The 25,934-nt window shown below is 64.5% G+C and carries 25 protein-coding genes; 7 read left to right on the top strand and 18 right to left on the bottom strand.

What is annotated here, in order from left to right; all coding sequences use genetic code 11:
- Positions 1 to 42 precede the first annotated feature (42 nt).
- The 3 genes from AOQ71_RS41485 to AOQ71_RS41495 all read right to left on the bottom strand — a co-directional run bounded on the left by AOQ71_RS41485 (position 43) and on the right by AOQ71_RS41495 (position 2,300).
- Complete coding sequence (locus AOQ71_RS41485; RefSeq protein WP_057759613.1) at positions 43 to 828, bottom strand: hypothetical protein; 786 nt, start codon at positions 826 to 828, stop codon at positions 43 to 45.
- Positions 829 to 961: 133 nt separating this feature from the next.
- Positions 962 to 1,210, bottom strand: a complete 249-nt coding sequence (locus AOQ71_RS41490; protein ID WP_057759616.1) for a hypothetical protein — start codon at positions 1,208 to 1,210, stop codon at positions 962 to 964.
- A gap of 124 nt (positions 1,211 to 1,334) precedes the next feature.
- Positions 1,335 to 2,300 (bottom strand): NAD(P)H-dependent flavin oxidoreductase, encoded by a 966-nt coding sequence (locus AOQ71_RS41495; RefSeq protein WP_057759932.1) that lies wholly within the window; start codon positions 2,298 to 2,300, stop codon positions 1,335 to 1,337.
- 93 nt (positions 2,301 to 2,393) lie between these two features.
- Between AOQ71_RS41495 and AOQ71_RS41500 the strand changes: the two genes are divergently transcribed.
- The gene (locus tag AOQ71_RS41500) at positions 2,394 to 3,956 is read left to right on the top strand and encodes an AMP-binding protein (protein ID WP_057759619.1); all 1,563 of its coding nucleotides are present in this window, start codon (positions 2,394 to 2,396) and stop codon (positions 3,954 to 3,956) included.
- Positions 3,957 to 4,364: 408 nt separating this feature from the next.
- Here the strand turns inward: AOQ71_RS41500 and AOQ71_RS41505 are convergent, their stop codons facing one another.
- The 7 genes from AOQ71_RS41505 to AOQ71_RS41535 form a co-directional block, all read right to left on the bottom strand.
- A complete protein-coding gene (locus AOQ71_RS41505; RefSeq protein ID WP_057759935.1) occupies positions 4,365 to 5,138 on the bottom strand; it encodes a thioesterase family protein in 774 nt (257 codons plus the stop codon).
- A gap of 11 nt (positions 5,139 to 5,149) precedes the next feature.
- Positions 5,150 to 6,118, bottom strand: coding sequence for an NAD(P)H-dependent flavin oxidoreductase (locus AOQ71_RS41510; RefSeq protein ID WP_057759938.1), 969 nt, complete (start codon positions 6,116 to 6,118; stop codon positions 5,150 to 5,152).
- A gap of 247 nt (positions 6,119 to 6,365) precedes the next feature.
- Positions 6,366 to 7,766: an aspartate ammonia-lyase gene (locus tag AOQ71_RS41515; protein ID WP_057759621.1), complete on the bottom strand. Its 1,401-nt coding sequence runs from the start codon at positions 7,764 to 7,766 to the stop codon at positions 6,366 to 6,368.
- Positions 7,767 to 7,795: 29 nt separating this feature from the next.
- A complete protein-coding gene (locus AOQ71_RS41520) occupies positions 7,796 to 8,323 on the bottom strand; it encodes a hypothetical protein (RefSeq protein WP_057759624.1) in 528 nt (175 codons plus the stop codon).
- A 38-nt stretch (positions 8,324 to 8,361) separates the two neighbouring features.
- The gene (locus AOQ71_RS41525; RefSeq protein ID WP_162268471.1) at positions 8,362 to 8,964 is read right to left on the bottom strand and encodes a YqaA family protein; all 603 of its coding nucleotides are present in this window, start codon (positions 8,962 to 8,964) and stop codon (positions 8,362 to 8,364) included.
- 35 nt (positions 8,965 to 8,999) lie between these two features.
- Complete coding sequence (hisE, locus tag AOQ71_RS41530) at positions 9,000 to 9,404, bottom strand: phosphoribosyl-ATP diphosphatase (protein WP_057759627.1); 405 nt, start codon at positions 9,402 to 9,404, stop codon at positions 9,000 to 9,002.
- Between the two features lie 118 nt (positions 9,405 to 9,522).
- Complete coding sequence (locus tag AOQ71_RS41535) at positions 9,523 to 9,888, bottom strand: hypothetical protein (protein WP_057759632.1); 366 nt, start codon at positions 9,886 to 9,888, stop codon at positions 9,523 to 9,525.
- Positions 9,889 to 10,191: 303 nt separating this feature from the next.
- On the opposite strand from AOQ71_RS41535, the gene AOQ71_RS41540 reads away from it, so the two are divergent.
- The 4 genes from AOQ71_RS41540 (at position 10,192) to AOQ71_RS41555 (ending at position 16,238) form a co-directional block, all read left to right on the top strand.
- Positions 10,192 to 11,997: a glucan ABC transporter ATP-binding protein/ permease gene (locus tag AOQ71_RS41540; protein ID WP_057759635.1), complete on the top strand. Its 1,806-nt coding sequence runs from the start codon at positions 10,192 to 10,194 to the stop codon at positions 11,995 to 11,997.
- Positions 11,998 to 12,173: 176 nt separating this feature from the next.
- A complete protein-coding gene (locus AOQ71_RS41545; RefSeq protein ID WP_057759638.1) occupies positions 12,174 to 13,625 on the top strand; it encodes a D-alanyl-D-alanine carboxypeptidase family protein in 1,452 nt (483 codons plus the stop codon).
- 185 nt (positions 13,626 to 13,810) lie between these two features.
- Positions 13,811 to 15,496 (top strand): long-chain fatty acid--CoA ligase, encoded by a 1,686-nt coding sequence (locus tag AOQ71_RS41550; RefSeq protein WP_057759641.1) that lies wholly within the window; start codon positions 13,811 to 13,813, stop codon positions 15,494 to 15,496.
- A 256-nt stretch (positions 15,497 to 15,752) separates the two neighbouring features.
- The gene (locus tag AOQ71_RS41555) at positions 15,753 to 16,238 is read left to right on the top strand and encodes a peroxiredoxin (protein WP_057759644.1); all 486 of its coding nucleotides are present in this window, start codon (positions 15,753 to 15,755) and stop codon (positions 16,236 to 16,238) included.
- A 224-nt stretch (positions 16,239 to 16,462) separates the two neighbouring features.
- Here the strand turns inward: AOQ71_RS41555 and rnhA are convergent, their stop codons facing one another.
- The 3 genes from rnhA to ispH are packed head-to-tail and all read right to left on the bottom strand — an operon-like array spanning position 16,463 to position 18,882.
- A complete protein-coding gene (rnhA, locus tag AOQ71_RS41560) occupies positions 16,463 to 16,927 on the bottom strand; it encodes a ribonuclease HI (RefSeq protein ID WP_057759646.1) in 465 nt (154 codons plus the stop codon).
- Complete coding sequence (locus AOQ71_RS41565; protein ID WP_057759648.1) at positions 16,924 to 17,907, bottom strand: homoserine kinase; 984 nt, start codon at positions 17,905 to 17,907, stop codon at positions 16,924 to 16,926. The genes rnhA and AOQ71_RS41565 overlap by 4 nt, the downstream gene beginning before the upstream one ends.
- Before the next feature lie 6 nt (positions 17,908 to 17,913).
- On the bottom strand, positions 17,914 to 18,882 hold the full coding sequence (gene ispH, locus AOQ71_RS41570; RefSeq protein ID WP_057759651.1) for a 4-hydroxy-3-methylbut-2-enyl diphosphate reductase: 969 nt from the start codon (positions 18,880 to 18,882) through the stop codon (positions 17,914 to 17,916).
- Between the two features lie 258 nt (positions 18,883 to 19,140).
- On the opposite strand from ispH, the gene AOQ71_RS41575 reads away from it, so the two are divergent.
- Positions 19,141 to 19,836 (top strand): DUF1013 domain-containing protein, encoded by a 696-nt coding sequence (locus AOQ71_RS41575; RefSeq protein WP_057759654.1) that lies wholly within the window; start codon positions 19,141 to 19,143, stop codon positions 19,834 to 19,836.
- 135 nt (positions 19,837 to 19,971) lie between these two features.
- A complete protein-coding gene (locus tag AOQ71_RS49500; RefSeq protein ID WP_083514886.1) occupies positions 19,972 to 20,157 on the top strand; it encodes a hypothetical protein in 186 nt (61 codons plus the stop codon).
- A gap of 73 nt (positions 20,158 to 20,230) precedes the next feature.
- Here AOQ71_RS49500 and AOQ71_RS41585 read toward each other — a convergent pair whose 3' ends face one another.
- From AOQ71_RS41585 to AOQ71_RS41605, 5 genes are all read right to left on the bottom strand, one after another.
- On the bottom strand, positions 20,231 to 20,977 hold the full coding sequence (locus AOQ71_RS41585; protein ID WP_057759660.1) for an OmpW/AlkL family protein: 747 nt from the start codon (positions 20,975 to 20,977) through the stop codon (positions 20,231 to 20,233).
- A 181-nt stretch (positions 20,978 to 21,158) separates the two neighbouring features.
- Positions 21,159 to 21,428 (bottom strand): hypothetical protein, encoded by a 270-nt coding sequence (locus AOQ71_RS41590; protein WP_057759663.1) that lies wholly within the window; start codon positions 21,426 to 21,428, stop codon positions 21,159 to 21,161.
- A 155-nt stretch (positions 21,429 to 21,583) separates the two neighbouring features.
- Complete coding sequence (locus tag AOQ71_RS41595; RefSeq protein WP_057759667.1) at positions 21,584 to 23,494, bottom strand: propionyl-CoA synthetase; 1,911 nt, start codon at positions 23,492 to 23,494, stop codon at positions 21,584 to 21,586.
- Positions 23,495 to 23,629: 135 nt separating this feature from the next.
- Positions 23,630 to 25,012: a tetratricopeptide repeat protein gene (locus AOQ71_RS41600; RefSeq protein WP_057759670.1), complete on the bottom strand. Its 1,383-nt coding sequence runs from the start codon at positions 25,010 to 25,012 to the stop codon at positions 23,630 to 23,632.
- A 134-nt stretch (positions 25,013 to 25,146) separates the two neighbouring features.
- Entirely contained in the window at positions 25,147 to 25,911 is a 765-nt protein-coding gene (locus AOQ71_RS41605) for a hypothetical protein (RefSeq protein ID WP_057759673.1), read from the bottom strand.
- Between the last annotated feature and the right edge of the window lie 23 nt (positions 25,912 to 25,934).

Raw genomic sequence — 25,934 nt, forward strand, 5'->3', positions numbered from 1 at the left:
CGGATGTTCCTGAAAGACGCAGTTCCCTGGGAGGGAACGAGGTTAGATCTGCTGCGCGACCTTCTCCAGCCCGATGATGCGGGCGAGCTTGCGCACTTCTTCCTTCTGATCATCACGCAGCTGGAACAGCAGCGGCATCGCGGCAGACTTCAGCTGCTGGACCTCATCGCAATTCGGATCGATCTGCACGTTGGGCCCGTTGGGATTGGAGAGCTTGTTCGCCGAGATCTTCTTGACGACGTTGCGCAACGCGGTCTCGACCGAGGGCCAGTAATATTCCTGCGACGAGGACAGTTTCAGGCGATCCCGGATGCCGGCGATCTGGACGTCGGAGAGCAGGGAGTAGGTCTTTTGCGGCTGCGGCTTCGCGATCGGCTTCGGCTTTGCCGATGCTTCGAGCGCGGCGGTGGTTTCTGCGGGAGCCGGCGCCTCCAAGGACGCAACCCTCGTCTCGCCAGACTTGGTCTCAAGGGCCTTGGTTTCAACAGCCTTGGTTTCAACAGCCTTGGTCTCAACGGCTTTCGGCATCGGGAAATCGGACGGCGCGGCTGCGGCAAAGGCCTGACGCAGCGGCTCGGTCAGCACCGGCGCCTGCGACAGCCTGTCGGCAGGAACCTGGACCGGGTCTATGGCGGCCGAGGCCAGCGCCAGAGTTGGAACCAGCCGGTCCGCCTTGGCAGCACGGTTGGCAGCAAGCGGCTTCGGCGGAGCCCGGGTGATCATTTCGGCACTGACACTGGGCACGCTATCGCGGCCGAGGATGGCAGTGGTGGCGGCACCGAGGACAAGGATGCAGGTCAGCACGGTGATGGTGATGGCTCTGGACAAACGTCTCTCCGGAAGGACCGCTTCACGATGTTGTTAGAGATGCCCGGCAAAAAGGCGCGAATTAAGGCTTGAGTGTGCCTTTGCGGCGACAATCGGCTCGCCTCAGGCGACAAAGCCAAAAAGCTCCACGAAATCAAGCCGCTATGGCCAGATCGTAGGCATCCTGAATGTCGGCGACGATCTCGGAGGCCTCCCACACCGCGCGCGGCTCGACCGATTGCAGCGTCACCGTCCAATTGCCGCCCCGGCGGGTGCGGGGGACGCGGACGATGTCGAAGCGGACATTGCGGCAGAGCGGGTGACGGGCCAGCGCACGGGCGACGCGGACGCGGATCTCGTCCAGCGTGGCTGATGTCTTGCTGTTGAGAATATCGAAATCCATCGCCTGTCCCTCTCGTCCTGATTGGCGGCCGTGAGGGGGATTCTTGGCGGGCGATGGTTAATCTGCCGTTAAATGCGGACCTGCGGAGCCATGCGGGATTAACCGTGCCGGGCGGCGCGGGACGTTAACGCTCCCTTGCGGCCCGGTACTCCGCGACCGTTCGCGCAACGAGGTCATCGACCGCCATCACGTCAGTGACTCCAGACGTCGAGTGACCGCCGCTCCAGATATCGCGCCAGCGCTTCGACCTGATCTTGCGCGCGCCGACGTCGATGTCCTTGCCGATGTCGATGGCGCCACGCGCCGGCAGGTCATTGGGGTCGAGCCCGGCCGCGATGATCGACGGCTTCAGCATGCTGGTCTGCAAGCCAGTGAACGCGGTGGTGAGCAGGATGTCGTCGGCGCTGCTCTCGACCAGCATCTGCTTGTAGCGGTCGTCCGCCATGCTCTCGCGCGTCGCGATGAATTTCGTGCCCATGTAGCCGAGATCGCAGCCGAGCACTTCGGCCGCATGCAGCGCGCGGCCATCGCTGATGCCGCCGGCGAGCACGACAATGCCGTCGTAGAACGCGCGCACCGCGCGGACGAAGGCGAACGGATTGAGCCAGCCGGTTTGTCCGCCGGCGCCCGCCGTCAGCAGCACCAACCCATCGGCGCCTGCGGCCGCTGCGCGCTCGGCGTGGCGGATCGAAGCAACGTCGGCCAGCACCAGGCTGCCTGCGTCATGCAGCGGCTTCAACACGGGTGCGGGCGAGCCGACCGAGGTGATGACGATCTCAGGCTTGTGCTTGAGCAGCACGGCGAGATCCTGCTCGAGCCGCGCGTTGGAGCGATGCACGATCAGGTTCGGACAGAGCGGCGCAGCCTTTCGGCCGGCGCGATCTTCGTGGTGCCGCAACCGCGTTGCGATCTCGGTGAGCCATTGATCGAGCTGTTCCGTGCTGCGGCAATTCACGGTGGGGAAGCTGCCGATGACGCCGCTCCGGCAAGCCGCGACCATCAACTCGACGCCCGACACCAGGAACATCGGCGCCGCAATCAGCGGAAGGCTGAGACGATCGCGAAAAATTTGCAGTCGATCGGACGTCACTCTCGCCTCCTCGTTCCATTCCGCATGCTCTGTGCTAGCGTCACCGGCAACATTGGCACGCGAGAAGCCGATGACAAAGCAACGAGGAAACATATGTCCGATCCGCTCCACGCATCGTCCCCGACTTGTGCGCAGACGCTACGGGCGCTGGCGCGCTATCCCGGCCGCATCGCTTTCGCATGGCCCGGGGGATCGCTGAGCTATCAGGGCACGCTCGATCTGATCGGACGCATCCAGGGCGTGCTCATTCGGCTTGGTTTGCAGCCGGGTGCGCGCGTCGCGTTCCTCACCGCCAACCGTGCCGACACCTGGTGCGCCGGCGTTGCCGCGCAATTGTCGCGATGCTGCATCACCTGGCTGCATCCCCTCGGATCGGAGACGGACCAGTTGTTTCAGCTCGAGGATTCCGAGGCCGAGGTGCTGGTGGTCGATGTGGCTGCGTTCCGCGATCGCGGCGGCGAGCTTGCCGCGAAGGCAAACCTGCTCAAGGCTGTCTTCACGATGGGACCGGCCGAGTACGGCGTCGATCTGCTGGCGGCGATCGAGAGCGCTGGACACGCCAGCGCGCGGTGCCTCGCAACTCTCGACGATCTCTCCACACTGAATTACACCGGCGGCACCACGGGCAAATCCAAGGGCGCGCTGCGCTATCACCGCGAGAACGCCGGAGCCGCCGGCGCGATCCTCGCCGATTTCGAAATCCCCGACGCCGCGCGCTACCTCACGGTGGCGCCGATCAGCCACGTCGCCGGCACCAAGGTGCTGCCGACGCTGATGCGCGGCGGCACCGTGCACATGCTGAAGGGTTTCGACCCCGAGGCCGTGCTGGCGACGATTGCGCGCGAGCGCATCGATTTCACGCTGTTCGTGCCGACCATGATCTATGTGCTGCTCGATCATCCTGCGCTTGATAAGACCGATCTGTCCTCGCTCGAGCTCGTGCTCTACGGCGCCTCGGCGATGTCGCCGAGCCGGCTCGTCGAAGGCATCGAGCGCATCGGCCCGGTGTTCTCGCAGCTCTACGGCCAAACGGAATGCTATCCGGTCTCGGTGCTGCGCAAGAAGGATCACGATCCCAGGACGCCAGAGCTGTTCCTGTCCTGCGGCTTCCCGATCGCGGCCTGCGAGGTCAAAATCCTCGACGACAACGACCAGGAGGTGAAGATTGGCGAAGCCGGTGAGATCTGCGTGCGTGCGCCGCACGCGATGGCGGAGTACTGGAAGCGGCCTGACATCACCGCCGAGACGTTGAGGAACGGCTGGGTTCATACCGGCGACATCGCGCGTCAGGACGAGCGCGGCTACCTGTTCATCCTCGATCGCAAGAAGGACATGATCGTCACCGGCGGCTTCAACATCTTTCCGCGCGAGGTGGAGGACGTGCTGTCGCAACATGCCGATGTCGCGATGGTCGCGGTCGTCGGCGTACCCGACGAAAAATGGGGCGAGGCCGTCACCGCCATCGTCGTGCCGCGCGAGGGTACGAAGCCCGATCCGGACGAGCTGATCAACATGGTGCGGACGCGAAAGGGCTCGGCCCACGCGCCGAAGCAGATCCAGTTCGTCAAGCAGCTGCCGATGACCGGCGTCGGCAAGGTCGACAAGAAGGTGCTGCGCGCCGGCTTCTGGAGCGGGCGGGACCGGATGGTGGGGTGATCTCCCTGATTGCAGCGACCGGTTCGGATGACACGCATTGCGCGAAATCCCGGAAGTCTTGAGCCCTTTCACCCGGGATTATACGGTGCTGTTGTGGCCTCGACACCACAATGCGCGGCCGAATGCGTGTCCGCGCGGCCGGCGCGATTGCCCGCGAATCGGGGAATCAACTAGACCGCTGATGGGGCTGGGAAGCGGAGTGGGACATGAGAGTCGCTTCCCTGGAAAGTGCAGTCGCCGCGGTCACGTTGATCACGGCTATCATCGTGGTGCTGTGGGAGATCAAGATCTTCTACGGATTCTGAACCGGCAGGATGCCGCGTCGAAAATGACCAAGCATCCCTTCCGCGGCGGCGGAAGCCTGCCGTTCAATCGGCCCAGCAGCAACGGCAGTGCTTGCCGTGACACTCACCGCTTCTCGATCACCAGGCTCTGCACCGCGCGACCGAAATAGCCCCGCCGATCAGCCAAACGCGACATCGCAAGGCCGGCACCATCGGGGCCGATCCAGGAATCGCCATCGAGCAAGATCCAGTCGCCCACCGGCTGACGCGCCAGGCTCACCGTGAGGTCGGCATTGATGTAGGTCCAGGCCCGGAAGTCGAGCGTCGAGGCGGTGCCGTTGGAGAAATCGGCGGCGACCACGGCGCGCATCGCCTGCGAGACCGCTTCGCCTTCGACCAGCGGATGGTCGAGACGAAACCAGATCGCGCCGGCGCCGGCCTGGCCGAAACGGCCGCGCGCGGCGCGCATCGAGACCATGCCCGCGAACGGACTGATCGCGCCGTGGCCGTCCTCGACGAGCGAGTCCTCGGGCGACGGCAGGGTAACAGGCAGATCGCCGACGTCATCCGGCAACGGCTGTGACTGCTGCCTGATCTTGAGAACGGTGGCGCCGACGACCTGCACATCGTCGGCGAAGAGCTTGATCTCGCAGAGCTGGATCTTGCGGCCCTCGCGCAAGATTTCCGTCTCGATCGTGAGCGGCGCGACCGGCACCGGACGCATCAGGTCGATGGTGACGCGCGCGACGTTCATCGGCACAGGCGCCGCAATGCGCTCTGCCGCCCATGTCACCAGCGCCGACGGCGCCGAGCCGTGCTGCATGCGCCGGTCCCAGGGGCCGGCGGCATCAGGGCTGGTGACGACGCTGTTGCCGTCGACGCGGTAGATGGCACTCATTGCGGGCGCCATCACAACGGCGGATCGATCGCCTCGTCGTATTCCTTCTTGAAGCGCGCGATCAGATCGGCAGCGGGGATGATGCCGTCGATGCTGCCGATGCCCTGGCCGGAGCCCCAGATCTCCTTCCAGGCCTTCGGCTTGGCACGCTCGCCGGAAGCATCGGTGCCGAAATTCATCTTCGAGGGATCCGACGTCGGCAGGTTTTCCGGATCCATGCCGGCGGCGAGGATCGACGGCTTCAGGTAATTGCCGTGCACGCCGGTGAAAAGATTGGAATAAACGATGTCGTCGGCGCTCGAGCCCGCGATCATCTCCTTGTACTTGTCGACCGCATTGGCTTCCTTGGTCGCGATGAAGGCCGAGCCGATATAGGCGAAGTCGGCGCCGAGAATGCGCGCGGCGCGGATCGCCCTGCCATTGCCGATGGCGCCCGACAGCGCGATCGGGCCGTCGAACCATTTGCGCGTCTCTGCAACGAACGCCAGCGGCGAGATGGTGCCGGCATGGCCGCCGGCGCCGGCCGCGACCAGGATGAGGCCATCGGCGCCCTTCTCGATCGCCTTGTGGGCAAACTTTTGATTGATCACGTCGTGGAAGACGATACCGCCCCAGCCGTGCACGGCCTGGTTCAGCTCCTCGCGCGCGCCGAGCGAGGAGATGATCATTGGCACCTTGTGCTTGGCGCAAAGCTGCATGTCGTGATCGAGCCGGTTGTTCGACTTGTGCACGATCTGGTTGACCGCGAACGGCGCCGACGGCTTGTCGGGATGCGCGCGGTCATAGGCCGCGAGCTCTTCGGTGATCCGCGCCAGCCATTCGTCGAGCAGCTCCGGAGGCCGCGCGTTCAGCGCCGGAAACGAGCCCACCACGCCGGCCTTGCACTGCGCGATCACCAGGTCCGGCACCGAGATGATGAAGAGCGGCGAACCGATCACAGGGATCGACAGGCGTCCCTTGAACAGAGCAGGCATGGACATTGCGGCGCGATCCTTTGCTGGCGGAGGCATGAGAGATTGGGACCATACCAACAAGGCAATCTTTCCACTGTCAAGTATTGCGTTGTGACGCCGTGTCCGACGCGGCACTCGCAATTCCAACGCACGGAATTCCTCTCCCGTCATTCCGGGGCGAGGCGCAGCGTCGCGCCCGGAAATCCATCGGGCCTCGGCGCGAGTTGCAGAATGGATTCCGCGCTCGCGCCAAGAGGCGCGCGCCGGAATGACGTCAGGAAATCAAATCCGGATTGATCAGCCGCTCGAACGAGAACATCTCGTCCCATTTCTCCTGCGTCAGCAGCTTGCGCTCGGTCACCACGATCTGGTGCAGCGACTTGCCGCTCTTGTAGCCTTCACGCGCGATCTCGGCGCATTGCTTGTAGCCGAGCAGCGGCTTCAGCACGGTGACGATGCCGAGCGAGTTCAGCACCATGTTGCGGGTGTGCTCCGCATTGGCGGTGATGCCGACGACGCAATTCTCGCGCAGGCTGTTGACCGCGCGCTCCATGGTGCGGATCGAGAAGAACAGCGCGAACGAGATCACCGGCTCCATCACGTTGAGCTGGAGCTGGCCGGCGGATGCCGCCAGCGTCACCGTGGTGTCGAGACCGATGACGAGGAAGCTGGTCTGGTTGACGACCTCGGGGATCACGGGATTGACCTTGCCCGGCATGATCGATGAGCCCGGCTGCAATTGCGGCAGGTTGATCTCGTTGAAGCCGGCACGCGGGCCCGAGGCCAGCAGGCGGATGTCGTTGCAGATCTTGGTCAGCTTGCTCGCGGTGCGCTTCAGCACGCCGGAGAGTTGCACATAGGCGCCGGTGTCCGAGGTCGCCTCGACGAGGTCGCCGGCGAGGATGAAATCGACGCCGGTCAGCGCGCTCAAATGCCTGACAGCGAGCTTGGGATAGCCGACCGCCGCCGTCACCGACGTGCCGATCGCGGTTGCGCCGAGATTGATCTCGCGCAGCAGCGCGCGCGCCTCCGAGATGCGGTCGACCTCCTCGCCGATCGTGGTCCCCCATCCGCGGAATTCGGCGCCGAGCGACATCGGCACCGCGTCCTGCAGATGGGTGCGGCCCATCTTCAGGACGCGGTCGAATTCGCGGCCCTTGGCGAAGAAGGCCTCCTGCAGCTGGCGCAGCGCCGTCATGTAGCTCTCGAGGCGCAGGATCAGCGCCAGCCGAAACGCGGTCGGATAGGTGTCGTTGGTCGACTGGCCGTAATTGACGTGGTCGTTCGGGCTGACATGCTGGTAGTCGCCCTTGTGGAAGCCGAGCGATTCCAGCGCGAGGTTGGCGATCACCTCGTTGGCGTTCATGTTGGTCGAGGTGCCGGCGCCGCCCTGGATGAAGTCGGTGACGAACTGGTCCATCATGTCGCCGGCGATGACGCGGTCGCAGCCGAGGATGATGGCATCGGCGACCTTGGCGTCGATCGCGCCGAGGTCGCGATTGGCCATCGCCGCGGCCTTCTTGACGTAACCCAGCGCCTTCACGAAGTAAGGCTCCTGGCTCATCGGAATGCCGGTGATGTGGAAGTTCTCCTTCCCCCTGATAGTCTGGACGCCGTAGTAGATGTCGTCGGCGATCTCACGCGGTCCGAGGAAATCTTGCTCCGTACGGCTCATGGGCGCTCCTTGCTGCTCGCGCGACGTCCCTAGTTCTGGCACAGCGCGCTGGTGACGACGGTATCGGTGCGGCAATCATCCGGCTTGCGTTGCCTGCCCGGAATGAGAACCTTGGCCGAGCACTTCTCGGCGGAATCGGTGTTGAGGCTCTTGCCTTCCTTGTAGCCTTTGCTCTGGCAGAGCTGGTTGGCGGCGAGCTTGCAGTCGGGCGCACCGTTGGAGGAGATCGGGCAGGCCGCGCGACCGGAGACCATGGTCGACGGCGTCGCCAGCCGCGACAGGTCGTTCATGGCCTCGCTTGGGCTTTTGATCGGCGGCAGGATCGAGGGCAGCTTGTCGAACAGCTTGCCCATTTCATTGATCAGCCCGGGGTTTTCCGCTGGCGCGGGCGGCGCTGAGGGGGCGGGCGGCGGCGCGGCCTGAGGCCCCTGCTCCTGCACGCCCAGCGATTGCGGCACCGATTGCGCCCACCCGGTCCCGCCGGCACCGAGCAGAAGCAGCACTGCTGACATCAGCGTCCCGAGCCGCACGGCCGGATTGCCGGATCGAACCATCATGAGACCAACCGTAGCCGACGCTGGCGCGGCGGCAAAGTTCAGATCAGCTTGATCGCCACAACAAAGCCGAGCACCAGCACGGCAGCACCGAGCGCGACCCACAGACCGAGATGCCGCTCGATGCGCTCCCGGATCCAGTCGCCATAGCGGTTGAGCAGGATCGCCACGATGAAAAAGCGTCCGCCGCGCGCGACGATCGAGCACAGCACGAAAAGAGCGAGATTGTAGCCGGCAAAGCCCGAGGTGATGGTGACGAGCTTGTAGGGGATCGGCGTCAAGCCCTTGAGCAGGATGATGATGGCGCCCCACTGGGCATAGGAGGCGCGGAAAGCGTCGACCTTGTCGCCGAGGCCATAGACCTGGATCAGCCAGTGGCCGACCGAGTCAAACAGCAGCGCGCCGATGGCATAGCCGAGCAGGCCGCCCAGCACCGACGTCGCGGTGCAGATCGCCGCATAGACCCAGGCGCGCTGCGGGCGCGCCAGGGACATCGGGATCAGCATCACATCCGGGGGAACGGGAAAAAAGGAGCTTTCGGCGAAAGCCACGGCACCCATGATCCAGAGTGCGTAAGGCTTGTGGGCGGCGTCGATGCACCAGTCGTAGATACGTTTCAGCATGGCGCCGCGATGAAGCACCATGGGACGGATTTGTCCATCGCGAGTTTTGTGACGATTTAATGCCTTTTTCGCGCCGCGCGGCCTTCCAGCGCGACAATAGGCCGCCGCCTGGAGATGCTCGGTGAGGCGACCTTAGGCAGCTTCATCGGCGACTTCGGCAGCTTTTCGGCGATGCCGAGCATGTCCTCACGCCGCGACATCTCGCGCCAGACGTCTTCGGGGCGGACGCCTGCGGACGCCCAGAGCACGGTGAGATTGTAGAGCAGGTCGGCGCTTTCCCGGACCACGGCCTTGGCGTCGCCGTTGACCGCATCGATCACGACCTCGATCGCCTCTTCCGCCAGCTTCTTCGCCATTTTGGAGGGCCCACGCTGAAACAGCCGGGCGGTGCGCGATGTTGCCGGATCAAGATCCCTGGCCGCGAGCACAGCCAGATATAGCCGCTCAAGCGAATCACTCATTCACGCAAAACTACTCTAAACCAATGGTAGACACGTTAACACGCGACAACAAAAGCGAAAAACAAGCCGGCGCGGCAAGCGCGCCGGCTTGTTGGTGGATGGGCTTGTGGCCGACCGGTTAATAGCAAGCGTAGCCGGACCAGCCGTGGGAGCAGACCTTGGTGTAGCCGCCATACTGCTCTGCATAGCCCGACCCATAATAATAGCCGGGACCGTAGGCGGGGCCGCTGTAGTAGGCCGGGGCGCTGTCGTAGTAGTAGCCCGGACCCGGATCATAGGCGTAGGCGTCGCGGGTCGCGGCGATCGCAAGCCCGGTACCGATGGCGCCGGCAATCGCTGCACCGGCCAAGGCCGCGCCGCCGCCGCCATGCCAGTGGCGGCCGCCGGCGAACGAGGCGGTGGGGGCGACACTGGTCAGTGCCAGCACCGCGGCAGTGGCGAGAACGGCCTTGCGGCCGGCAAATTTTGAAAATCGGTCAAACATGTCCTGGACCCTCCTTGGGACCTTCGTTGGTGCCTCGAGACAGGCTCATGGCTCTCAAACACCTGTTGCCCAAGTTAGGTTCCCCAATCCCAACACAAGCTGAACGGGCTTGCGTGATCGTGACGCAACCGCCGCTCATCTCCCGTTCAGGTTAGGTGATGCAGGCAAACCCCGGCATGCCGCTTCTCAGCGCCCCCGGCGGGAGATCGGGATAGAACAAAGCTTCCGCTGTATCTCGCCGGCGATCCCAGTTTAGAATGTCACCTCAAGATCATACCGCCTGCCTGGGTCAGCGCCTGCCTCATGTCCATTTTCCGTCTCTACACCCGCGTTCTCGAACTGCTCGGCAAGGAGGCGCGACTGGGCTGGCTGCTGGCATTCGCCAATCTGCTGCTGGCCGGCTCGCAATTCGCCGAACCGGTGCTGTTCGGGCGGATCGTCGACGTGCTCTCCGGCAAGACGGTCGCGGGCTCGAACTCGGCCTGGCCGTTCCTCGCCGCCTGGGTCGCCTTCGGACTGTTCACCATCGCCTGCAGCGCGCTCGTGGCCCTGCAAGCCGACCGGCTTTCCCATCGCCAGCGCCAGGCGGTGCTGACCAGCTATTTCGAGCACATCCTGCAGCTGCCGCTGACCTTCCATTCCGGCACCCATTCGGGACGGCTGATGAAGGTCATGCTCAACGGCACGGACGCGCTGTGGCGGCTCTGGCTCGGCTTCTTCCGTGAGCATTTTGCCGCGATCCTCTCGGTCGTGGTGCTGCTACCGCTGTCGCTCTATCTGAACTGGCGACTCGCGATCCTCCTGTTCGTGCTTTGCGTCGTTTTCACCGCCCTGACAACCTTCGTCGTACGCAGGACCTTCGGCATGCAAATGGCGGTCGAGGAGCATTACAGCGAGCTCTCCGCACGCGCCTCGGACGCGCTCGGCAATGTCGCGCTGGTGCAGAGCTTCGTGCGCGTCGAATCCGAGGTGAAGGGCTTGCGCTCGGTCGCCGACGAGCTGCTCGCGGCGCAAATGCCGGTGCTGTCGTGGTGGGCGTTGGTCACGGTGATCACGCGCGCCTCCACCACCATCACCGTGCTCGCGATCTTCACGCTCGGCATCGCCCTGCACGATCAGGGCCTGACCTCGGTCGGCGAGATCGTGATGTTCGTCAGCTTCGCCACACTGCTGATCCAGAAGCTGGAGCAGGTGGTGAGCTTCATCAACAGCGTCTTCATGGAGGCACCGCGCCTGCGCGAGTTCTTCAATGTGCTCGATGCCGTGCCCGCGGTGCACGACCGACCGGACGCGATCGATACAGGCCGGCTCTCCGGCCTCGTCGAATTCAACGACGTCACCTTCTCCTATGACGGCAAACGGCCTGCGGTCGAGGATCTCTCCTTCACCGCACTGCCTGGCCAGACCATCGCGCTGGTCGGCCCGACCGGCGCCGGCAAGTCGACCGCGATCGCGCTGCTGCACCGTGCCTTCGATCCGCAATCCGGCTTCATCAGGATCGACGGCATGGACGTGCGCGGCGTGACGCTGACATCGCTGCGGCGGAATATCGGCGTCGTGTTCCAGGAAGCGCTGCTGTTCAACCGCTCGATCGAGGAGAACTTACGCGTCGGCAAGCCGGATGCGACCGAAGCCGAGATGCGCAAGGCGGCGGAGCGCGCGCAGGCGCTCGACTTCATCGAGCGCAGCGGCGGCTTTGCGACCAATGCCGGCGAGCGCGGCCGCATGCTCTCCGGCGGCGAGCGGCAGCGACTGTCGATCGCACGAGCGCTGCTGAAGGACCCGCCGATCCTGATCCTGGACGAGGCGACCAGCGCGCTCGATGCCGTGACCGAGACCAAGGTGAACGCCGCTCTCGATGAAGTGATGAAGGGCCGCACCACCTTCGTCATCGCCCACCGCCTCTCCACCATCCGCAATGCCACGCGGATCCTGGTGTTCGAGAACGGGCGGGTGATCGAAAGCGGAACTTTCGATGAACTCGTCGCCAAAGGCGGCCATTTTGCCGAGCTCGCCAGAGCCCAGTTCATGGTGCAGGAACAAGCCCAGGCCGCGCGGGGCAGCGCAAGTGCGGCGGAGGCAGCTTCCGCTGCCGTCAAGTCCCCGTAGCACTGTCGAAATTCGGCCTATTTCATTGCGGAATACCGCCTTGAAGCCCCTATTCTCGACGCACGAGCCGGTATAGGTTTGCGCTGCCGCGAGCGGCGGCGCTGGATTTCAAAACCGAACGTCAGATCACGAGAACCGCGTGGAACCAGCGGCTCTCCAAGGACCGGAATCGGATAGTGCACGCCTTTCGCCCGCTGCTTCGCAAATCCCTGTTCAACCTGTTCGCCGCGACGCTCGCCGTCGGTGCGCTTGTCGTGCCGCGCGCCGTCAATGCCGAAGCGTTGCTGCTGATCGAAGCCGACAGCGGCAAGGTGCTGCAGGCCGAGAACGCCACCATTCCCTGGTATCCGGCCTCCGTCACCAAGATCATGACCGCCTATGTGACGCTGAAGGCCGTGAAGGACGGCAAGATCACACTCGACACGCTGCTGACGGTGTCGCCGACGGCCGCCTCGCAGTCGCCCTCGAAGATGGGCCTGCGTCCGGGAACACAGCTCACCGTCGACAACGCGCTGAAGATGATGATGGTCAAGTCGGCGAACGACATGGCCGTGGTGCTGGCCGAAGGCCTCGGCGGATCGATCGACGGCTTCTCGGTGATGATGAACGACACCGCGAAGAAGCTCGGCATGACGCAGACCAACTACGTCAATCCGAACGGGCTGCCCGCGGACGGACACGTCACCTCGGCGCGCGACCTCGGCATTCTCGCCCGCTCGTTCCTCCGCGACCTGCCCGAATACGAGTACTTCGTGCACATCCCGGCGATCCGCTTCGGCAAGCGGATCACGCCGAACTTCAACAAGCTGATCGGCCGCTATCCCGGCGCCGATGGTTTCAAGACCGGCTTCATCTGTGCCTCCGGCTACAACCTCGTGGCCTCGGCGACGCGCAACGGCCGCCGCCTGATCGCGGTGGTGCTCGGCGCCAATTCCGGCACCGCGCGCGCGGTGAAGGCGGCGCAGCTGCTCGAGCGCGGCTTCAGCCAGGACAATCTGTCGTGGCTGCGCCCCTCGCTCGGCACTGTCGAAAACCTCGTGCCCGTCGATGCCTCGCCGCCGAACCTGCGTGAGGAGATGTGCGGTGGTCACCGCAAACATCCGGCCAGCGACGACGATGATGCGTTGATCGCGACCAATGGCAGCGGATCGACCTCTCTGACCGGCGGCGAAGCCAAGGTCACGTTCTTCACCGCCGGCCTCCAGCCGCCGCTGATGAAGGCGTCCGACCTGATGGCCTCGGCCGCGGAGGCTGTGGAGCCCGTGGTGGTCTATACCGGCCCGACCCGCACAGGCGCGGCCCTCGTCGCGGCCGTCGCAGCCGACGCCGACCAGCAGGCCACGCCGAAGGTGCGTGGCAAGAAGTCGCGCGTGGCCAAGAAGCCCGACGCCGGCAGCGAAGCCAAGACGGCAGCCGCCAAGCCCGACGCCACGGCAAAAAGTGATGCAAAGAGCGCGGCAAAGCCGGCCGCGAGCAAGCATGCCGCGGCCAGACCTGCTGAGAACAAGCCTGTTGCCAACAAGCCCGCTGCGGACAAGGCGGCGGCGAGCGGCGATCAGGCTGCCAAACCTGCAAAACCCAAGGCCGCGACAAAGCCTGCGTCGAAGCCCGCGCCCAACAACAGCTAGGTTAACGCTCCAGGCCCGGCCGCACTTCGCACCTGCGGCAGCGACTTGCGACGATTCCAGTAGCCACCTCCCGGCCTTTGCCCTAAGCCTCGACCGCTTGCCAGCCGTTCCGGCAGGCTCGATACTTGCGGCAATGAGGCAGCCCGGGACACAACGGGCACTGACGTTAAGAGAGGGGAGTTTCCATGGAGCGCATCTGGCTCAAGCAATATCCGCCCGGCGTGCCCGCTGATATCGAGCCGACGCAATACGCATCGCTGGTCGATCTCTTGGAGGAGAGCTTTGCGAAGTTCGCCGACCGCAAGGCGTTCATCTGCATGGACAAGGCGATCACCTATCGCGACCTCGACCAGATGTCGCTGGCGCTCGCCGCCTATTTGCAGGGCCGCGGCCTGCAGCGCGGCGCCCGCGTCGCGGTCATGATGCCGAACGTGCTGCAATACCCCGTGGCCACCGCAGCCGTGCTGCGTGCCGGCTTTGCCGTGGTCAACGTCAACCCGCTCTACACCCCGCGCGAGCTCGAGCATCAGCTCAAGGATTCCGGCGCCGAAGCCATCATCGTGCTGGAGAACTTTGCCCACACCGTAGAGCAGGTGATTGCGAAGACCCCGGTCAAGCACGTCATTGTCGCCAGCATGGGCGATCTGCTCGGCTTCAAGGGTGTGATCGTCAATCTCGTCGTCCGCCGCGTCAAGAAGATGGTGCCGGCCTTCGCGCTGCCCGGCGCGGTGTCCTTCAACGATGCGCTCGCGGCGGGCCGCGGCCAGACCTTCAACAAGCCAAAGCTCTCGCCCGGCGACGTCGCTTTCCTGCAATATACCGGCGGCACCACCGGCGTCTCCAAGGGCGCTACGCTGCTCCATCGCAACATCGTCGCCAACGTGTTGCAGAACGACGCCTGGCTGCAGCCGGCGCTGGCTCAGCCGCCGCATGTCGAGCAGCTGATGATCGTGTGCGCGCTGCCGCTCTATCACATCTTCGCGCTGACGGCCTGCTACCTGCTCGCGGTGCGTGCCGGCGGCTGCAATCTCCTGATCCCGAACCCGCGCGACATCGCGGGCTTCATCAAGGAGCTGGCAAAATACCAGGTCAATAGCTTCCCGGCCGTCAACACGCTTTACAACGGCCTGATGCATCACCCTGACTTCAAGAAGCTCGACTTCTCCAAGCTGAAGATCTCGAACGGCGGCGGCATGGCCGTGCAGCGTCCGGTGGCCGAGCAGTGGAAGGCGATCACGGGCTGCTCGATCGCCGAAGGCTACGGTCTGTCGGAGACCTCGCCGACGCTGACCTGCAACACCGCGACCAATGCTGAGTTCAATGGCACCATCGGCATCCCCGTGCCGTCGACTTACATCTCGATCCGCGACGACGAGGGCAACGAGGTGCCGCTCGGCCAGCCGGGCGAGATCTGCGCCAAGGGCCCGCAGGTGATGGCCGGCTACTGGAACAGGCCGGAAGAGACCGCCAAGGTGATGACCGCGGACGGCTATTTCCGCACCGGCGACATCGGCATCATGGACGAGAAGGGCTACACCAAGATCGTCGACCGCAAGAAGGACATGATCCTGGTCTCCGGCTTCAATGTCTATCCGAACGAGATCGAGGAAGTGATCGCGAGCCATCCGGGCGTGCTGGAATGCGCCGTGATCGGTATCCCCGACGCCAAATCGGGCGAAGCGGTGAAGGCCTTTGTGGTGAAGAAGGATCCGAACCTCACGGCCGAGGACGTGATCAAGTTCTGTCACGAGCAGCTCACCGGCTACAAGGTACCCAAGCACATCGAATTCCGCACCGACCTGCCCAAGACCAATGTCGGCAAGATCCTCCGCCGCGAGCTACGCGACCAGAAGAAGGCCCAGGCGGCGTAGGACGTCGCCAACGGTACGACGGGGCGCGACGACGCGCCCCGTCGTCATTGCGAGGAGCTCTTGCGACGAAGCAATCCAGAATCCCTCCACGGACACAGCTTGGATTGCTTCGCGGAACCTGTCATCGGGCCGCGCTTCGCGCGGACCCGTTGGCTCGCAATGCCGAGAATTGGCAGCATCGGCTCATTACAGCCGTTTCCCTCCGGTGGTAAAATGCTCTAGAACTCTGGCGGCCTCTTTCAATGGAGAAACGACCATGGCGATCCAAGTTGGCGACAAGCTGCCCGAGACGAAATTCCGCGTGATGACGGCGGAAGGCCCGCAGGTGAAGACCACCGACGATATCTTCAAGGGCAAGAAAGTGGCGCTGTTCGCCGTGCCCGGCGCCTACACCGGCACCTGCCACAAGATGCATCTGCCGAGCATTTTCCTCAACGCCTACGCCATGAAGGACAAGGGCGTCGACACCATCGCCATCGTCTCTGTCAACGACGCTTTCGTCATGAATGCCTGGAAGCGCGACACCGACCAGCGTGACGAGGCGATCTTCCTCGCCGACGGCAATGCCGACTTCACCAAGGCAATCGGCATGGAGCTCGATGCCTCCGCCAACGGCCTCGGCATCCGCTCCAAGCGCTATTCGATGCTGGTCGAGGACGGCGTGGTCAAGAAGCTGAACCTCGAGGCGATGCCCGGCAAGGTCGAGGTGTCGGGCGGCGATACGCTGCTGGGGCAACTCTGAGCCACGGCAGAAGTGCCGTAGGGTGAGCAAAGGCGCGTCAGCGCCGTGCCCACCATCGTCCCCAATTGGAAGAACGTGGGCACGCTTCGCTTTGCCCACCCTACGAGACTCTAAGTCTCTCGTCATTCCGGGGCGCGCGCAGCGCGAGCCCGGAATCCATCTCACGTCAGAGCGCGGAGAGGAATGGATTCCGGGCTCGCCCTACGGGCGCCCCGGAATGACACCTACTCCGCCAGCCGCTGCTGCAGCCTCGCCTTTACGATCCCGTCCCGCGCCAATTGATCGGCGCGTTCGTTCTCCGGGTGGCCGGCGTGGCCCTTGACCCAGTGCCAGCGCACCTGGTGCGCTTTCAGCGCCGCATCGAGGCGCTGCCATAACTCGACGTTCTTCACCGGCTTCTTGTCGGCGGTGCGCCAGCCGTTGCGCTTCCAGCCGTGGATCCAGCCGGTGATGCCCTGCCGGACATACTGGCTGTCGGTGTAGAGGTCGACGGTGCACGGCTTCTTCAGCGCTTCCAGCGCGGAGATCGCCGCCATCAACTCCATCTGGTTGTTGGTGGTGTGTGGCTGGCCGCCGTTCAGCTCTTTTTCCTTGTCGCCGAACTTCAGGATCGCGCCCCAGCCGCCGGGCCCGGGATTGCCCGAGCAGGCGCCGTCGGTGAAGATCGTGACATTGGGGAGCTCGCTCACGCGACCAGTCCTGACGGCATCAGCCCATAATCCCGCGCGCTGGAGACGCTCTGATGGAAGCGCAGCTTGCGAAAATATTCCAGCGGATCCTTCGGCTTCACCAGCGCGCCGGGAGGCACGTTGAGCCAGTCGACCAGCCGCGTCAGCAGGAAGCGGATCGCGGCGCCCCGCGCCAGCAGCGGCAGCGCGGCCTCCTCGGCCTCGGAAAGCTTTCTCAGCCGCCCGTAGGCGTTGAGGAAGGCGCGCGCTTTGGTGACGTTGAAGGAATGATCCGGCTCGAAGCACCAGGCGTTCAGGCAGATCGCGACGTCATAGGCCAGCATGTCGTTGCAGGCGAAGGTGAAGTCGATGATGCCCGACAGCTTGTCGCCGAGGAAGAAGACGTTGTCGTTGAAGAGATCGGCGTGGATCACGCCTTCGGGCAGATCGGTCGGCCAGACGCCGCCCGAGAGATAGTCGAGCTCGGCCGAAAGAAACGCGCGCAGGTCCGGCTGCACCTCGTCGGCGCGATCCGCAGCTGCATCGAACAGCGGCCGCCAACCCGCGACAGACAACGCGTTGGCGCGCTTGATCGCGAAATCGGCGCCGGCCAGATGCATGCGGGCGAGGCCCTCGCCGACGCCGGCGCAATGCACAGCGTTCGGCTTGCGCGGCCAGATGCCTTCGAGAAAAGTGATGATCGCGGCGGGCCGTCCCTGCAACTCGTGCAGCGGCTCGCCATCCCTGGCCTTCACCGGCAACGGGCAGCTCACGCCGTGCTCGGCCAGATGCGTCATCAGCGCGAGGAAGAACGGCAGATCGTTCTTCGCCACGCGCTTTTCGTAGAGCGTGAGGATGAACGACCCTTTGGTCGTATGCAGCAGGAAATTGGTGTTCTCGACGCCTTCGGCGATGCCCTTGTAGGAGAGCAGTTCGCCGAGATCGTATTGCTTCAGGAAATCCGCAAGCTCGTCGGCGGCAACGTCGGTGTAGACCGCCATGCAAGACTACTCGGCGGCGGCTTCGGGGCGCACCTGGCGCGGCAGCGGGAAGAACTCGTTCTCTTCCGCGGCCGAGACCGTCTCCACATGCAGCGTGTAGCGCTCGGCGAACGCGTCCATGATCTCCTCGACGATCACTTCCGGCGCCGACGCGCCCGCGGTGATGCCGAGGCTCGTGATGTTGCCGAACTTGGTCCAGTCGATGTCGGCGGCGCGCTGCGCCAGCACGGCGATCTTGCAGCCCTCGCGCTCGGCGACCTCGCGCAGGCGCTGCGAGTTCGACGAGTTCGGCGCGCCGACCACGATCAAGGCGTCCACCACCGGCGCCACCTTCTTCACCGCGAGCTGGCGGTTGGTGGTGGCGTAGCAGATGTCTTCCTTGTGCGGGCCGTTGATGTTCGGGAAGCGCTCCTTGAGCAGCCCCACGATCTCCGCGGTGTCGTCGATCGACAGCGTGGTCTGGGTCACGAAGGCCAGATTGTTCGGGTCCTTCGGATTGATGGTCTTGGCGTCCTCGGCGGTCTCGATCAGGGTGACCGCGCCGACCGGCAGCTGGCCGAGCGTGCCGACCACTTCAGGATGATGCGAGTGGCCGATCAGGAAGATCTCGCGGCCGCGCTTGAAGTGGATCGCGGCCTCGCGGTGGACCTTGGTCACCAGCGGGCAGGTCGCATCCAGCGAGAAAAGATTGCGGGACTGGGCGTCGGCGGGAACCGACTTCGGCACGCCATGGGCCGAGAACACCACCGGCGCGGTCGTGTTCTCCGGGATCTCCGCCAGCTCCTCGACGAAGATGGCGCCCTTCTTTTTCAACCCGTCGACGACGTATTTGTTATGCACAATCTCATGGCGAACGTAGACGGGGGCGCCATACTTATCGAGCGCCCGTTCCACGGTGTCGATCGCCCGGACCACCCCGGCGCAGAAGCCGCGGGGAGAACAAAGCACGATCTTGAGGTCTGGTTTGGCTGACATTGAGCGATCTCGGGACCGAATCACCCGGCAATACGGGCGGAAGACGGTCGGTGGATGGAACAGGGGCTAAAGCTTAAGGGCCTACGGCGGCTTCAGAGGGAATTGGGCCCCCTTTCAGACGCTGTCAAGGCACTATCTATAGCAGAACCATTGCGTGGCTACCCCCTCCGGGCTTATATAGCGCGAATTCCCTGTCATCGCTGATGACCACCGGTTTCGCCTCCTGAGGGGGTGGGCGAAGCACAAAGGAGATTTGCCATGAGCAACGCACCTCTGATGCCCAAGGCGACCGCCGTCTGGCTGCTCGACAACACCGCGCTGACCTTCGACCAGGTCGCCGATTTCACCAAGATGCATCCCCTCGAGGTGCGCGCGATCGCCGACGGCGACGCCGCCCAGGGCATCAAGGGCATGGACCCGATTTCCAACGGCCAGCTGACCCGCGAGGAAATCGAGAAGGGCGAGAAGAACCAGGACTACCGGCTCCGTCTCCAGGAGAGCAAGGTCGTGCTGCCGCCCCAGCCCAAGCGCAAGGGCCCGCGCTACACCCCGGTATCGCGCCGTCACGAGCGTCCCAGCGCCATCCTCTGGCTGCTGCGCAGCCATCCCGAGCTCAAGGATGCTCAGATCATGCGCCTGGTCGGCACCACCAAGAGCACGATCGCCAGCGTCCGCGACCGCACCCACTGGAACACCTCGCAGCTGACCCCGATCGACCCGGTGACCCTCGGCCTTTGCTCGCAGATCGAGCTCGATTTCGAAGTGGCGCGCGCCGCCAAGGAAAAGCCTGTTGACGCCAATTACGGCGGCGCCACCCTGCTGCCGGCGTCCGAGACCACCAAGAAGGACGAGTACGAGTCGTCGGAGAAGTCGAGCGACGACCTCAACGTCGACGCCGTGTTCGCCAAGCTCAAGACCCTCGGCGGCAAGAAGCACGAGGAAGAGGAGGAGTAGGCTCCGTCCCTCGCATCCGGTTCGAACGCGGCGGAGCGATCCGCCGCGTTTTATTTTGCGCAACCGAACCCTCGCAGGCTCGCGCAGGGAACGTTGCGGCTGACCTCGCATTGTGTTCAACGCGGAGGATCAGCAATGCGGGATGACGAAGACCATTTTGCGCTGATGCTGGGGCGCGCTGCTCTGGCTGTGTGGGGCGATATGCCCCGCGATGTCCAGGAAGCCCTTTTCGAAATTGCCGTCAAAGACCGCCCGGAGGATCGCGACGCATTGGCGAAGCTCTTGCACGAGCGGCATCCGCGGACCATGCATGCCAGATAGCCGCGCGCCGCTCGCCGCGGCGAACGACGACAAGATCGCAGCGCCGGGGTTGTCCCGGCACCGCGAAACGTCATCAGAACTTGTAGGTAACGCCGCCTCCGACCAGCCATGGGTCGATATGTGCGGTGCCCGTCACGGGCAGGCCGCTGACGGTCGCCGAATAATCTGGACGCAGCCAGAGCTTCTTCACGTCGACGTTGAGGCCCCAGTGCCGGTCGAGCATGTAGTCGAAACCGAACTGCACGGCGCCGCCCCATTGGTTGCTGACATGCAGCGCAGTCGTGGTGGCGACGATGGCGGGCGGACCGACGATGGCGGCGGGGGTGTTGGCGGCCGAGTTGTTGAAGAACACCGTATAGTTCACACCGGCGCCGATATAGGGCTTGAACGCACCGAAATTGTCGAAGTGATATTGCAGCGTCAGCGTCGGCGGCAGCAGCGTGGTCTTGCCGATCGGCAGGCTGGCGAGCGAACCGGTGCCGCTGATGGAATGCCTGGTGACGCCGAGGATGAGCTCGGCCGCGATGTTCTTCGTGAAGAAGTAGCTGATGTCGAGCTCGGGCACAGCCTGGTTGCTGATCGACAGACCGGAATTCGGCGACGACAGCGTCGGGACGCCCGCGACATTGACGGTCGAGCCGCCGGCATCCGGCAGGACGCCGAGCACGCGCAGGCGTATCATCCAGGGATTGAAACTCTCCGCCGACGGCGGGGCCTTCGTGTAGACAGGCAAGTCGGCCGCCTGCGCGACCTCAACAGCCGCCGCGAAGGCGGCGCCAAGCGCCGCCAGCCGCGCCAAGTTTCTTATCGTTCTCTGCATTTCAATCCCCTTCAACCATAAGCGCGCTTCGTTGCGCGACATCAGGGTCAGAGCAGAAAGGCGCTGGGGAAGGATTTGATGCCGATCAAATCAGGACAGGCGCGACACGATTTGGCCGTGGCGTTGCAGATGAGTCACGTCAAGGCCAGCCGTCGCGCGCAGGATAGTACCGCAGCCGATGTCAGGGCCGCTCCGGATGGTTCAGCATGTATTCGCCGAGATCGCGCTGGCGGCGGTCGGAGCGGGCGAGCGCCGCATTGCGCTGGACGTCGCGGTCCTTGCGGCAGGCCACATATTCCGGCGAGCCGACCGCGAGGCCGCGGCCCTGGCACACCGCATCGTCGTCGTCGCCACCCATCGCGGTCGGCGTCTGGTAACGCCCCGCACAGGCGGAGAGAGCGAGGGCGAAGCCCACGGCAACGAGCAGCCGCGGCGCGGTGGCGAGTGACATAGCAGGTCCCCTGTTGGCCGGCCCTGTTTAGCGCGGAATGAGGAGATTGTAAGTCGGCAACACCGTCATTCCGGGATCGGGCGTAAGCACCAGACCCGGAATCTCGAGATTCCGGGCTCGATGCTGCGCATCGCCCCGGAATGACGGGTCAAATCTCACACTCTCCCCTTCAGCGCCTCGCCGATCTCGTCCAGCACCTTCGGATCCTCGATCGTGGCCGGCATGGTCCAGGCCTCGCCGTCGGCGATCTTCTTGATGGTGCCGCGCAGGATCTTGCCCGAGCGCGTCTTGGGCAGGCGGCCGACGGTGATGGCGAGCTTGAAGGCGGCGACGGGGCCAAGCTTGTCGCGCACCAGCGCGATGATCTCCTTTTCGATCTCACCAGGAGAGCGTTTCACGCCGGCCTTCAGCACCAGGAAGCCGCAGGGCACCTCGCCCTTGATCGCATCCTTGACGCCGAGCACGGCACATTCGGCGACATCCGGGTGCGAAGCCAGGATCTCTTCCATGCCGCCGGTGGAGAGGCGGTGGCCGGCGACATTGATGATGTCGTCGGTGCGGCCCATGACGAAGACGTAGCCGTCCTCGTCCTTGTAACCGGCGTCCGAGGTCTTGTAGTAGCCGGGAAATTCGCTGAGATACGCCTCCTTGAAGCGCTCATCCTGATTCCACAGCGTCGGCAAACAGCCCGGCGGCATCGGCAGTTTGATCACGATCGAGCCCATGCTATTCGCCGGCACGGGCTTTGCGGCTTCATCCACTACGTCGACCTGATACCCCGGCATCGGCACCGTCGGCGAGCCATGCTTCACCGGCAATTGGCCGAGGCCGACCGGATTGCCGGCAATGCACCAGCCGGTCTCGGTCTGCCACCAATGGTCGATCACAGGCACCTTCAATTGCTGCTCCGCCCATTCCACCGTCGGCGGATCGGCGCGCTCGCCGGCGAGGAACAGCGTGCGGAATTTCGACAGATCATATTGCCGGATGAATTTTCCGTCCGGGTCCTCTTTGCGGATCGCGCGGAAGGCGGTTGGCGCGGTGAACAGCGCGACCGCCTTGTGCTCGGAGATCACGCGCCAGAACGCGCCGGCATCCGGCGTGCCGACCGGCTTGCCCTCATACATGACCGAGGTCGCGCCATGCAGCAGGGGGCCGTAGACGATGTAACTGTGGCCGACGACCCAGCCGATGTCGGAGCCGCACCACCAGACCTCGCCCGGCTTGACGCCATAGAGGTTGAACATCGACCACTTCACCGCGACCATATGCCCGCCATTGTCGCGCACGACGCCTTTGGGAATGCCTGTCGTGCCCGAAGTGTAGAGGATGTAGAGCGGGTCTGTCGCAGCGACCGGCACGCAAGGCGCCTTCTTGCCCTCGTTCATCGCCTTGCGGCGCAGGCTCGCCCAATCATAATCGCGCTTCGGCGCGAGGTCGCACGTCAGCTGCGGACGCTGCAGCACGATGCAGGCCTTTGGCTTGGCGGACGCCAGCTTGATCGCCTCGTCCAGCAGCGGCTTGTACTGCACGATGCGGCCGGGCTCGATGCCGCAGCTCGCCGAGAGAATGAGCTTTGGCTGTGCGTCGTCAATGCGGGTCGCGAGTTCCTTGGCGGCAAAGCCGCCGAACACCACAGAGTGCACCGCGCCGATGCGCGCGCAGGCGAGCATCGCGACCACGGCCTCCGGCACCATCGGCATATAGAGGATGATGCGGTCGCCCTTGGCGACGCCAAAATCCTGCATGATCGCGGCGAGCACCTGCACCTCAGTCAGCAGCTCGGCATAAGTGAGTTTGGTGACCGAGCCGGTCAGCGGCGAATCGTGGATCAGTGCGACCTGGTCGGCGCGGCCGCGTTCGACGTGGCGGTCGAGCGCGTTGTAGCAGGTATTGACGACGCCGCCGGCGAACCAGCGGCCGTAGACGCCCTGCGTAGGGTCGAAGATCTTTTTCGGCGGCTCGATCCAGTCGATCTCCTTGGCCGCCTCAGCCCAAAAGCCTTCGGGATCGGCCAGCGAGTGCGCATGGACCTCGTGATACCCACTCTTTCCCTGGACATTCATTCCCGGCGCTCCCGTTCCCTTTGATGGTCTTGCCTTGACCTGACGGCGGAACGTCAGTTCCGCCATGACAGGGATCAAAAGCCGACCTTGTTTGAGGGGTATTTTCCCGGGAACGGGCCGCGGTTCAAGCTGAAACTACCCTTCCATCGCATTCAACCGTTGCAACCGGTCCTGCATGACCTTCTTCAGATCGTAGCCAGGGCGGCGGAAGCTGGCGTCGCGGGTGGCGAGGAAATCGTGCTGGGACTTGCGCAAGCCGGCGGCTTGACGCCGGCTCATCGATTTCAGCACGCGCTCATAGGCCTCGGCGAGCTGGCGGTCGAGCGCGCCCAATTGCGGATCGGCGCAGATCACCTTCTCCACCTCGCGCTTGGCTGAGGCGCAATCGAATGATGGGCCGTTGCCTGAATTCGCGGCCAGCGGGTGAGGCGCCTCGGCGCCGAACCTGGCGATCTCCGCCATCATGGTGCGGCGGCCGTCTGCGGCATTGGCGTTGCCGGGGTCGAGCCGCAGCGCGGTCTCGTAATCGGCCAGCGCCTTCTTGCGCTCGCCCATCTTGGAATAGAGCACCGCGCGGTTGTTGTAGGTCTTCGCGAAGTCAGGATCGAGCTTCAGCGCGGCCTCGTAGTCGCTGAGCGCCGCACCGAACTCGCCCTTGTACTGATAGGAATCGCCGCGGTTGGTGAAGAAGTTCGCCCGCGGCGCCAGCCGCAGCGCCTGGTCGTAATCGGCGATCGCCTTGTCGTAGTCTTTCATCGCAGCGTAGGTGAGCCCGCGATTGTCGTAATACTCAGGCACTTTCGGATCGAGCCTGATCGCCTCGCTGTCGTCGGCGACCGACTTGTCGAGCTGGCCGAGCTTCTTGTAGGCGGCACCGCGATTGGTATAGCTGCGCGCCCGGCTCGGATCGAGCCGCAGGGCCTGGCAGAGATCGGCAACCGCCTTCTCGTTGTCGCCATTGAGGTAGTAAGTCGCGCCGCGGTCGGACCAGGCCTGCGCATCATCCGGCTTCAGTTTGATGGCCTGGTCGTAATCGGCGATCGCGCGATCGTAACGGTGCTGGCTGGTGTAGGCGACGCCGCGCTGCTCGTAGGCTTCGGCATCTTTCGGATCGAGCTCGATCGCCTTGCTGAGATCGGACGTGGCACGGTTGAGATCGCCGCCCGCTTCGCGCAACAGGTTGCCGCGCAGCCGCCAGGCCCGCGCGTTCTTGCCGTCGAGCGCGATGGCGCGGTCGATGTCCCGCAGCGCCTGCGTGAGGCCGCCGGATATCCGCGCATTGCCATCGGCCCGCACCAGCAGCGCCGCGACGCGGTCGGAATTCGGATTCGAGGTCTGGTCGATGATGGCGCCGCACGCGGAGATGATGTCCGCTGGAGCGGCCTTGCTGTCCATCACGCAATCGGCGGCCGATGCCGGGGCGGCGAGGACGAGGCTGAGCGCGGCGCTGAGGAGGAAAGTGCGCAGCCGGCTATGTGTGATCGAGGACATTTGCGCGGAAGAACGCGTGCCGCACATGGCGTAAAGCTCCGTGACATCAGGTTTTCCCGTTGTCGCGGCGGGGGGAGCGTGGGTTCAATAATAAGGCAGATCGCGAGGGGCGAACGATCCCAGCGCTACCTTTCCCCGCACGCGGGGAGGGACGGAGGGCCTCAATACCCGTCCACCCCATTCAGCCGCTGCAGCCGTTCCTGCATCGCCTTCTTCAGATCATATCCCGGGCGGCCGAATCCGGCATTCCGACGCGCAAGAAAGTCATCCTGCTCGTGCTGGACTTTCTTGGCCTCACCTGGATCGCGCGCCTCGCGCAGCATGCGCGCATGGGCGGCATAGACCTCGCGATCGAGATCCGCGAGCTCGCGATTGGCGCAGATCGCCTTCTCGACCGGGCGGCGCGCGCCGGCGCAGTTGAAGCTCGGCTTGCCGGCCACTGCCATCTGGGCACCGATCCGCTCGAGCTCGCGCGCGATGGCCTTGTGATTGGCTCTGGCCTTTTCGTGGCTCGGATCGATCCGAAGCGCGGCGCCGAAGTCCTGCACCGCCTTGGGCTTGTCGCCCTTCTTCAGCCACAGCTCGCCACGCGCGTTGAAGACGTCGGCGAGCGTCGGATCGAGCAGCAGAACACGGCTGTCGTCGGCGATGGCGCGGTCGATCTGATCATGCCGGGAATAAAGCGCGCCGCGCGCGACCAGCGCCTTGACCAGATCGGGCTTTGCCGTCTTGTCGTTGTCGATGACGGCGGCGCAGGCCGGGCCTGCCTTGTCCATGTCATCGGCAGCGGCAGCGGTGAGGCATGCCGCGACGTCGATCGGCGCGACGGCTGCCGGCTCGCCGCCGGTCGCGGCCCGGGCCGCACCTGGCGAGACCGCTGCAAGCACGACGGCTGCCGACATCTGAATGAGTTTGTGAAAACGCATGCTCGTTGCAGTTGGAAGGTCTT

The sequence above is a fragment of the Bradyrhizobium manausense genome (assembly GCF_001440035.1).
Classification (GTDB): domain Bacteria; phylum Pseudomonadota; class Alphaproteobacteria; order Rhizobiales; family Xanthobacteraceae; genus Bradyrhizobium; species Bradyrhizobium manausense.

What these genes read in the sequence shown, in the direction of transcription:
- AOQ71_RS41490 (WP_057759616.1), bottom strand. Translation starts at nt 1,210, where the DNA reads ATGGATTTCGATATTCTCAACAGCAAGACATCAGCCACGCTGGACGAG.
- AOQ71_RS41500 (WP_057759619.1), top strand. Translation starts at nt 2,394, where the DNA reads ATGTCCGATCCGCTCCACGCATCGTCCCCGACTTGTGCGCAGACGCTA.
- AOQ71_RS41505 (WP_057759935.1), bottom strand. Translation starts at nt 5,138, where the DNA reads ATGAGTGCCATCTACCGCGTCGACGGCAACAGCGTCGTCACCAGCCCT.
- AOQ71_RS41510 (WP_057759938.1), bottom strand. Translation starts at nt 6,118, where the DNA reads ATGTCCATGCCTGCTCTGTTCAAGGGACGCCTGTCGATCCCTGTGATC.
- AOQ71_RS41515 (WP_057759621.1), bottom strand. Translation starts at nt 7,766, where the DNA reads ATGAGCCGTACGGAGCAAGATTTCCTCGGACCGCGTGAGATCGCCGAC.
- AOQ71_RS41520 (WP_057759624.1), bottom strand. Translation starts at nt 8,323, where the DNA reads ATGATGGTTCGATCCGGCAATCCGGCCGTGCGGCTCGGGACGCTGATG.
- AOQ71_RS41525 (WP_162268471.1), bottom strand. Translation starts at nt 8,964, where the DNA reads ATGGTGCTTCATCGCGGCGCCATGCTGAAACGTATCTACGACTGGTGC.
- hisE (WP_057759627.1), bottom strand. Translation starts at nt 9,404, where the DNA reads ATGAGTGATTCGCTTGAGCGGCTATATCTGGCTGTGCTCGCGGCCAGG.
- AOQ71_RS41535 (WP_057759632.1), bottom strand. Translation starts at nt 9,888, where the DNA reads ATGTTTGACCGATTTTCAAAATTTGCCGGCCGCAAGGCCGTTCTCGCC.
- AOQ71_RS41540 (WP_057759635.1), top strand. Translation starts at nt 10,192, where the DNA reads ATGTCCATTTTCCGTCTCTACACCCGCGTTCTCGAACTGCTCGGCAAG.
- AOQ71_RS41550 (WP_057759641.1), top strand. Translation starts at nt 13,811, where the DNA reads ATGGAGCGCATCTGGCTCAAGCAATATCCGCCCGGCGTGCCCGCTGAT.
- AOQ71_RS41555 (WP_057759644.1), top strand. Translation starts at nt 15,753, where the DNA reads ATGGCGATCCAAGTTGGCGACAAGCTGCCCGAGACGAAATTCCGCGTG.
- AOQ71_RS41565 (WP_057759648.1), bottom strand. Translation starts at nt 17,907, where the DNA reads ATGGCGGTCTACACCGACGTTGCCGCCGACGAGCTTGCGGATTTCCTG.
- ispH (WP_057759651.1), bottom strand. Translation starts at nt 18,882, where the DNA reads ATGTCAGCCAAACCAGACCTCAAGATCGTGCTTTGTTCTCCCCGCGGC.
- AOQ71_RS41575 (WP_057759654.1), top strand. Translation starts at nt 19,141, where the DNA reads ATGAGCAACGCACCTCTGATGCCCAAGGCGACCGCCGTCTGGCTGCTC.
- AOQ71_RS49500 (WP_083514886.1), top strand. Translation starts at nt 19,972, where the DNA reads ATGCGGGATGACGAAGACCATTTTGCGCTGATGCTGGGGCGCGCTGCT.
- AOQ71_RS41585 (WP_057759660.1), bottom strand. Translation starts at nt 20,977, where the DNA reads ATGCAGAGAACGATAAGAAACTTGGCGCGGCTGGCGGCGCTTGGCGCC.
- AOQ71_RS41590 (WP_057759663.1), bottom strand. Translation starts at nt 21,428, where the DNA reads ATGTCACTCGCCACCGCGCCGCGGCTGCTCGTTGCCGTGGGCTTCGCC.
- AOQ71_RS41595 (WP_057759667.1), bottom strand. Translation starts at nt 23,494, where the DNA reads ATGAATGTCCAGGGAAAGAGTGGGTATCACGAGGTCCATGCGCACTCG.
- AOQ71_RS41600 (WP_057759670.1), bottom strand. Translation starts at nt 25,012, where the DNA reads ATGTGCGGCACGCGTTCTTCCGCGCAAATGTCCTCGATCACACATAGC.
- AOQ71_RS41605 (WP_057759673.1), bottom strand. Translation starts at nt 25,911, where the DNA reads ATGCGTTTTCACAAACTCATTCAGATGTCGGCAGCCGTCGTGCTTGCA.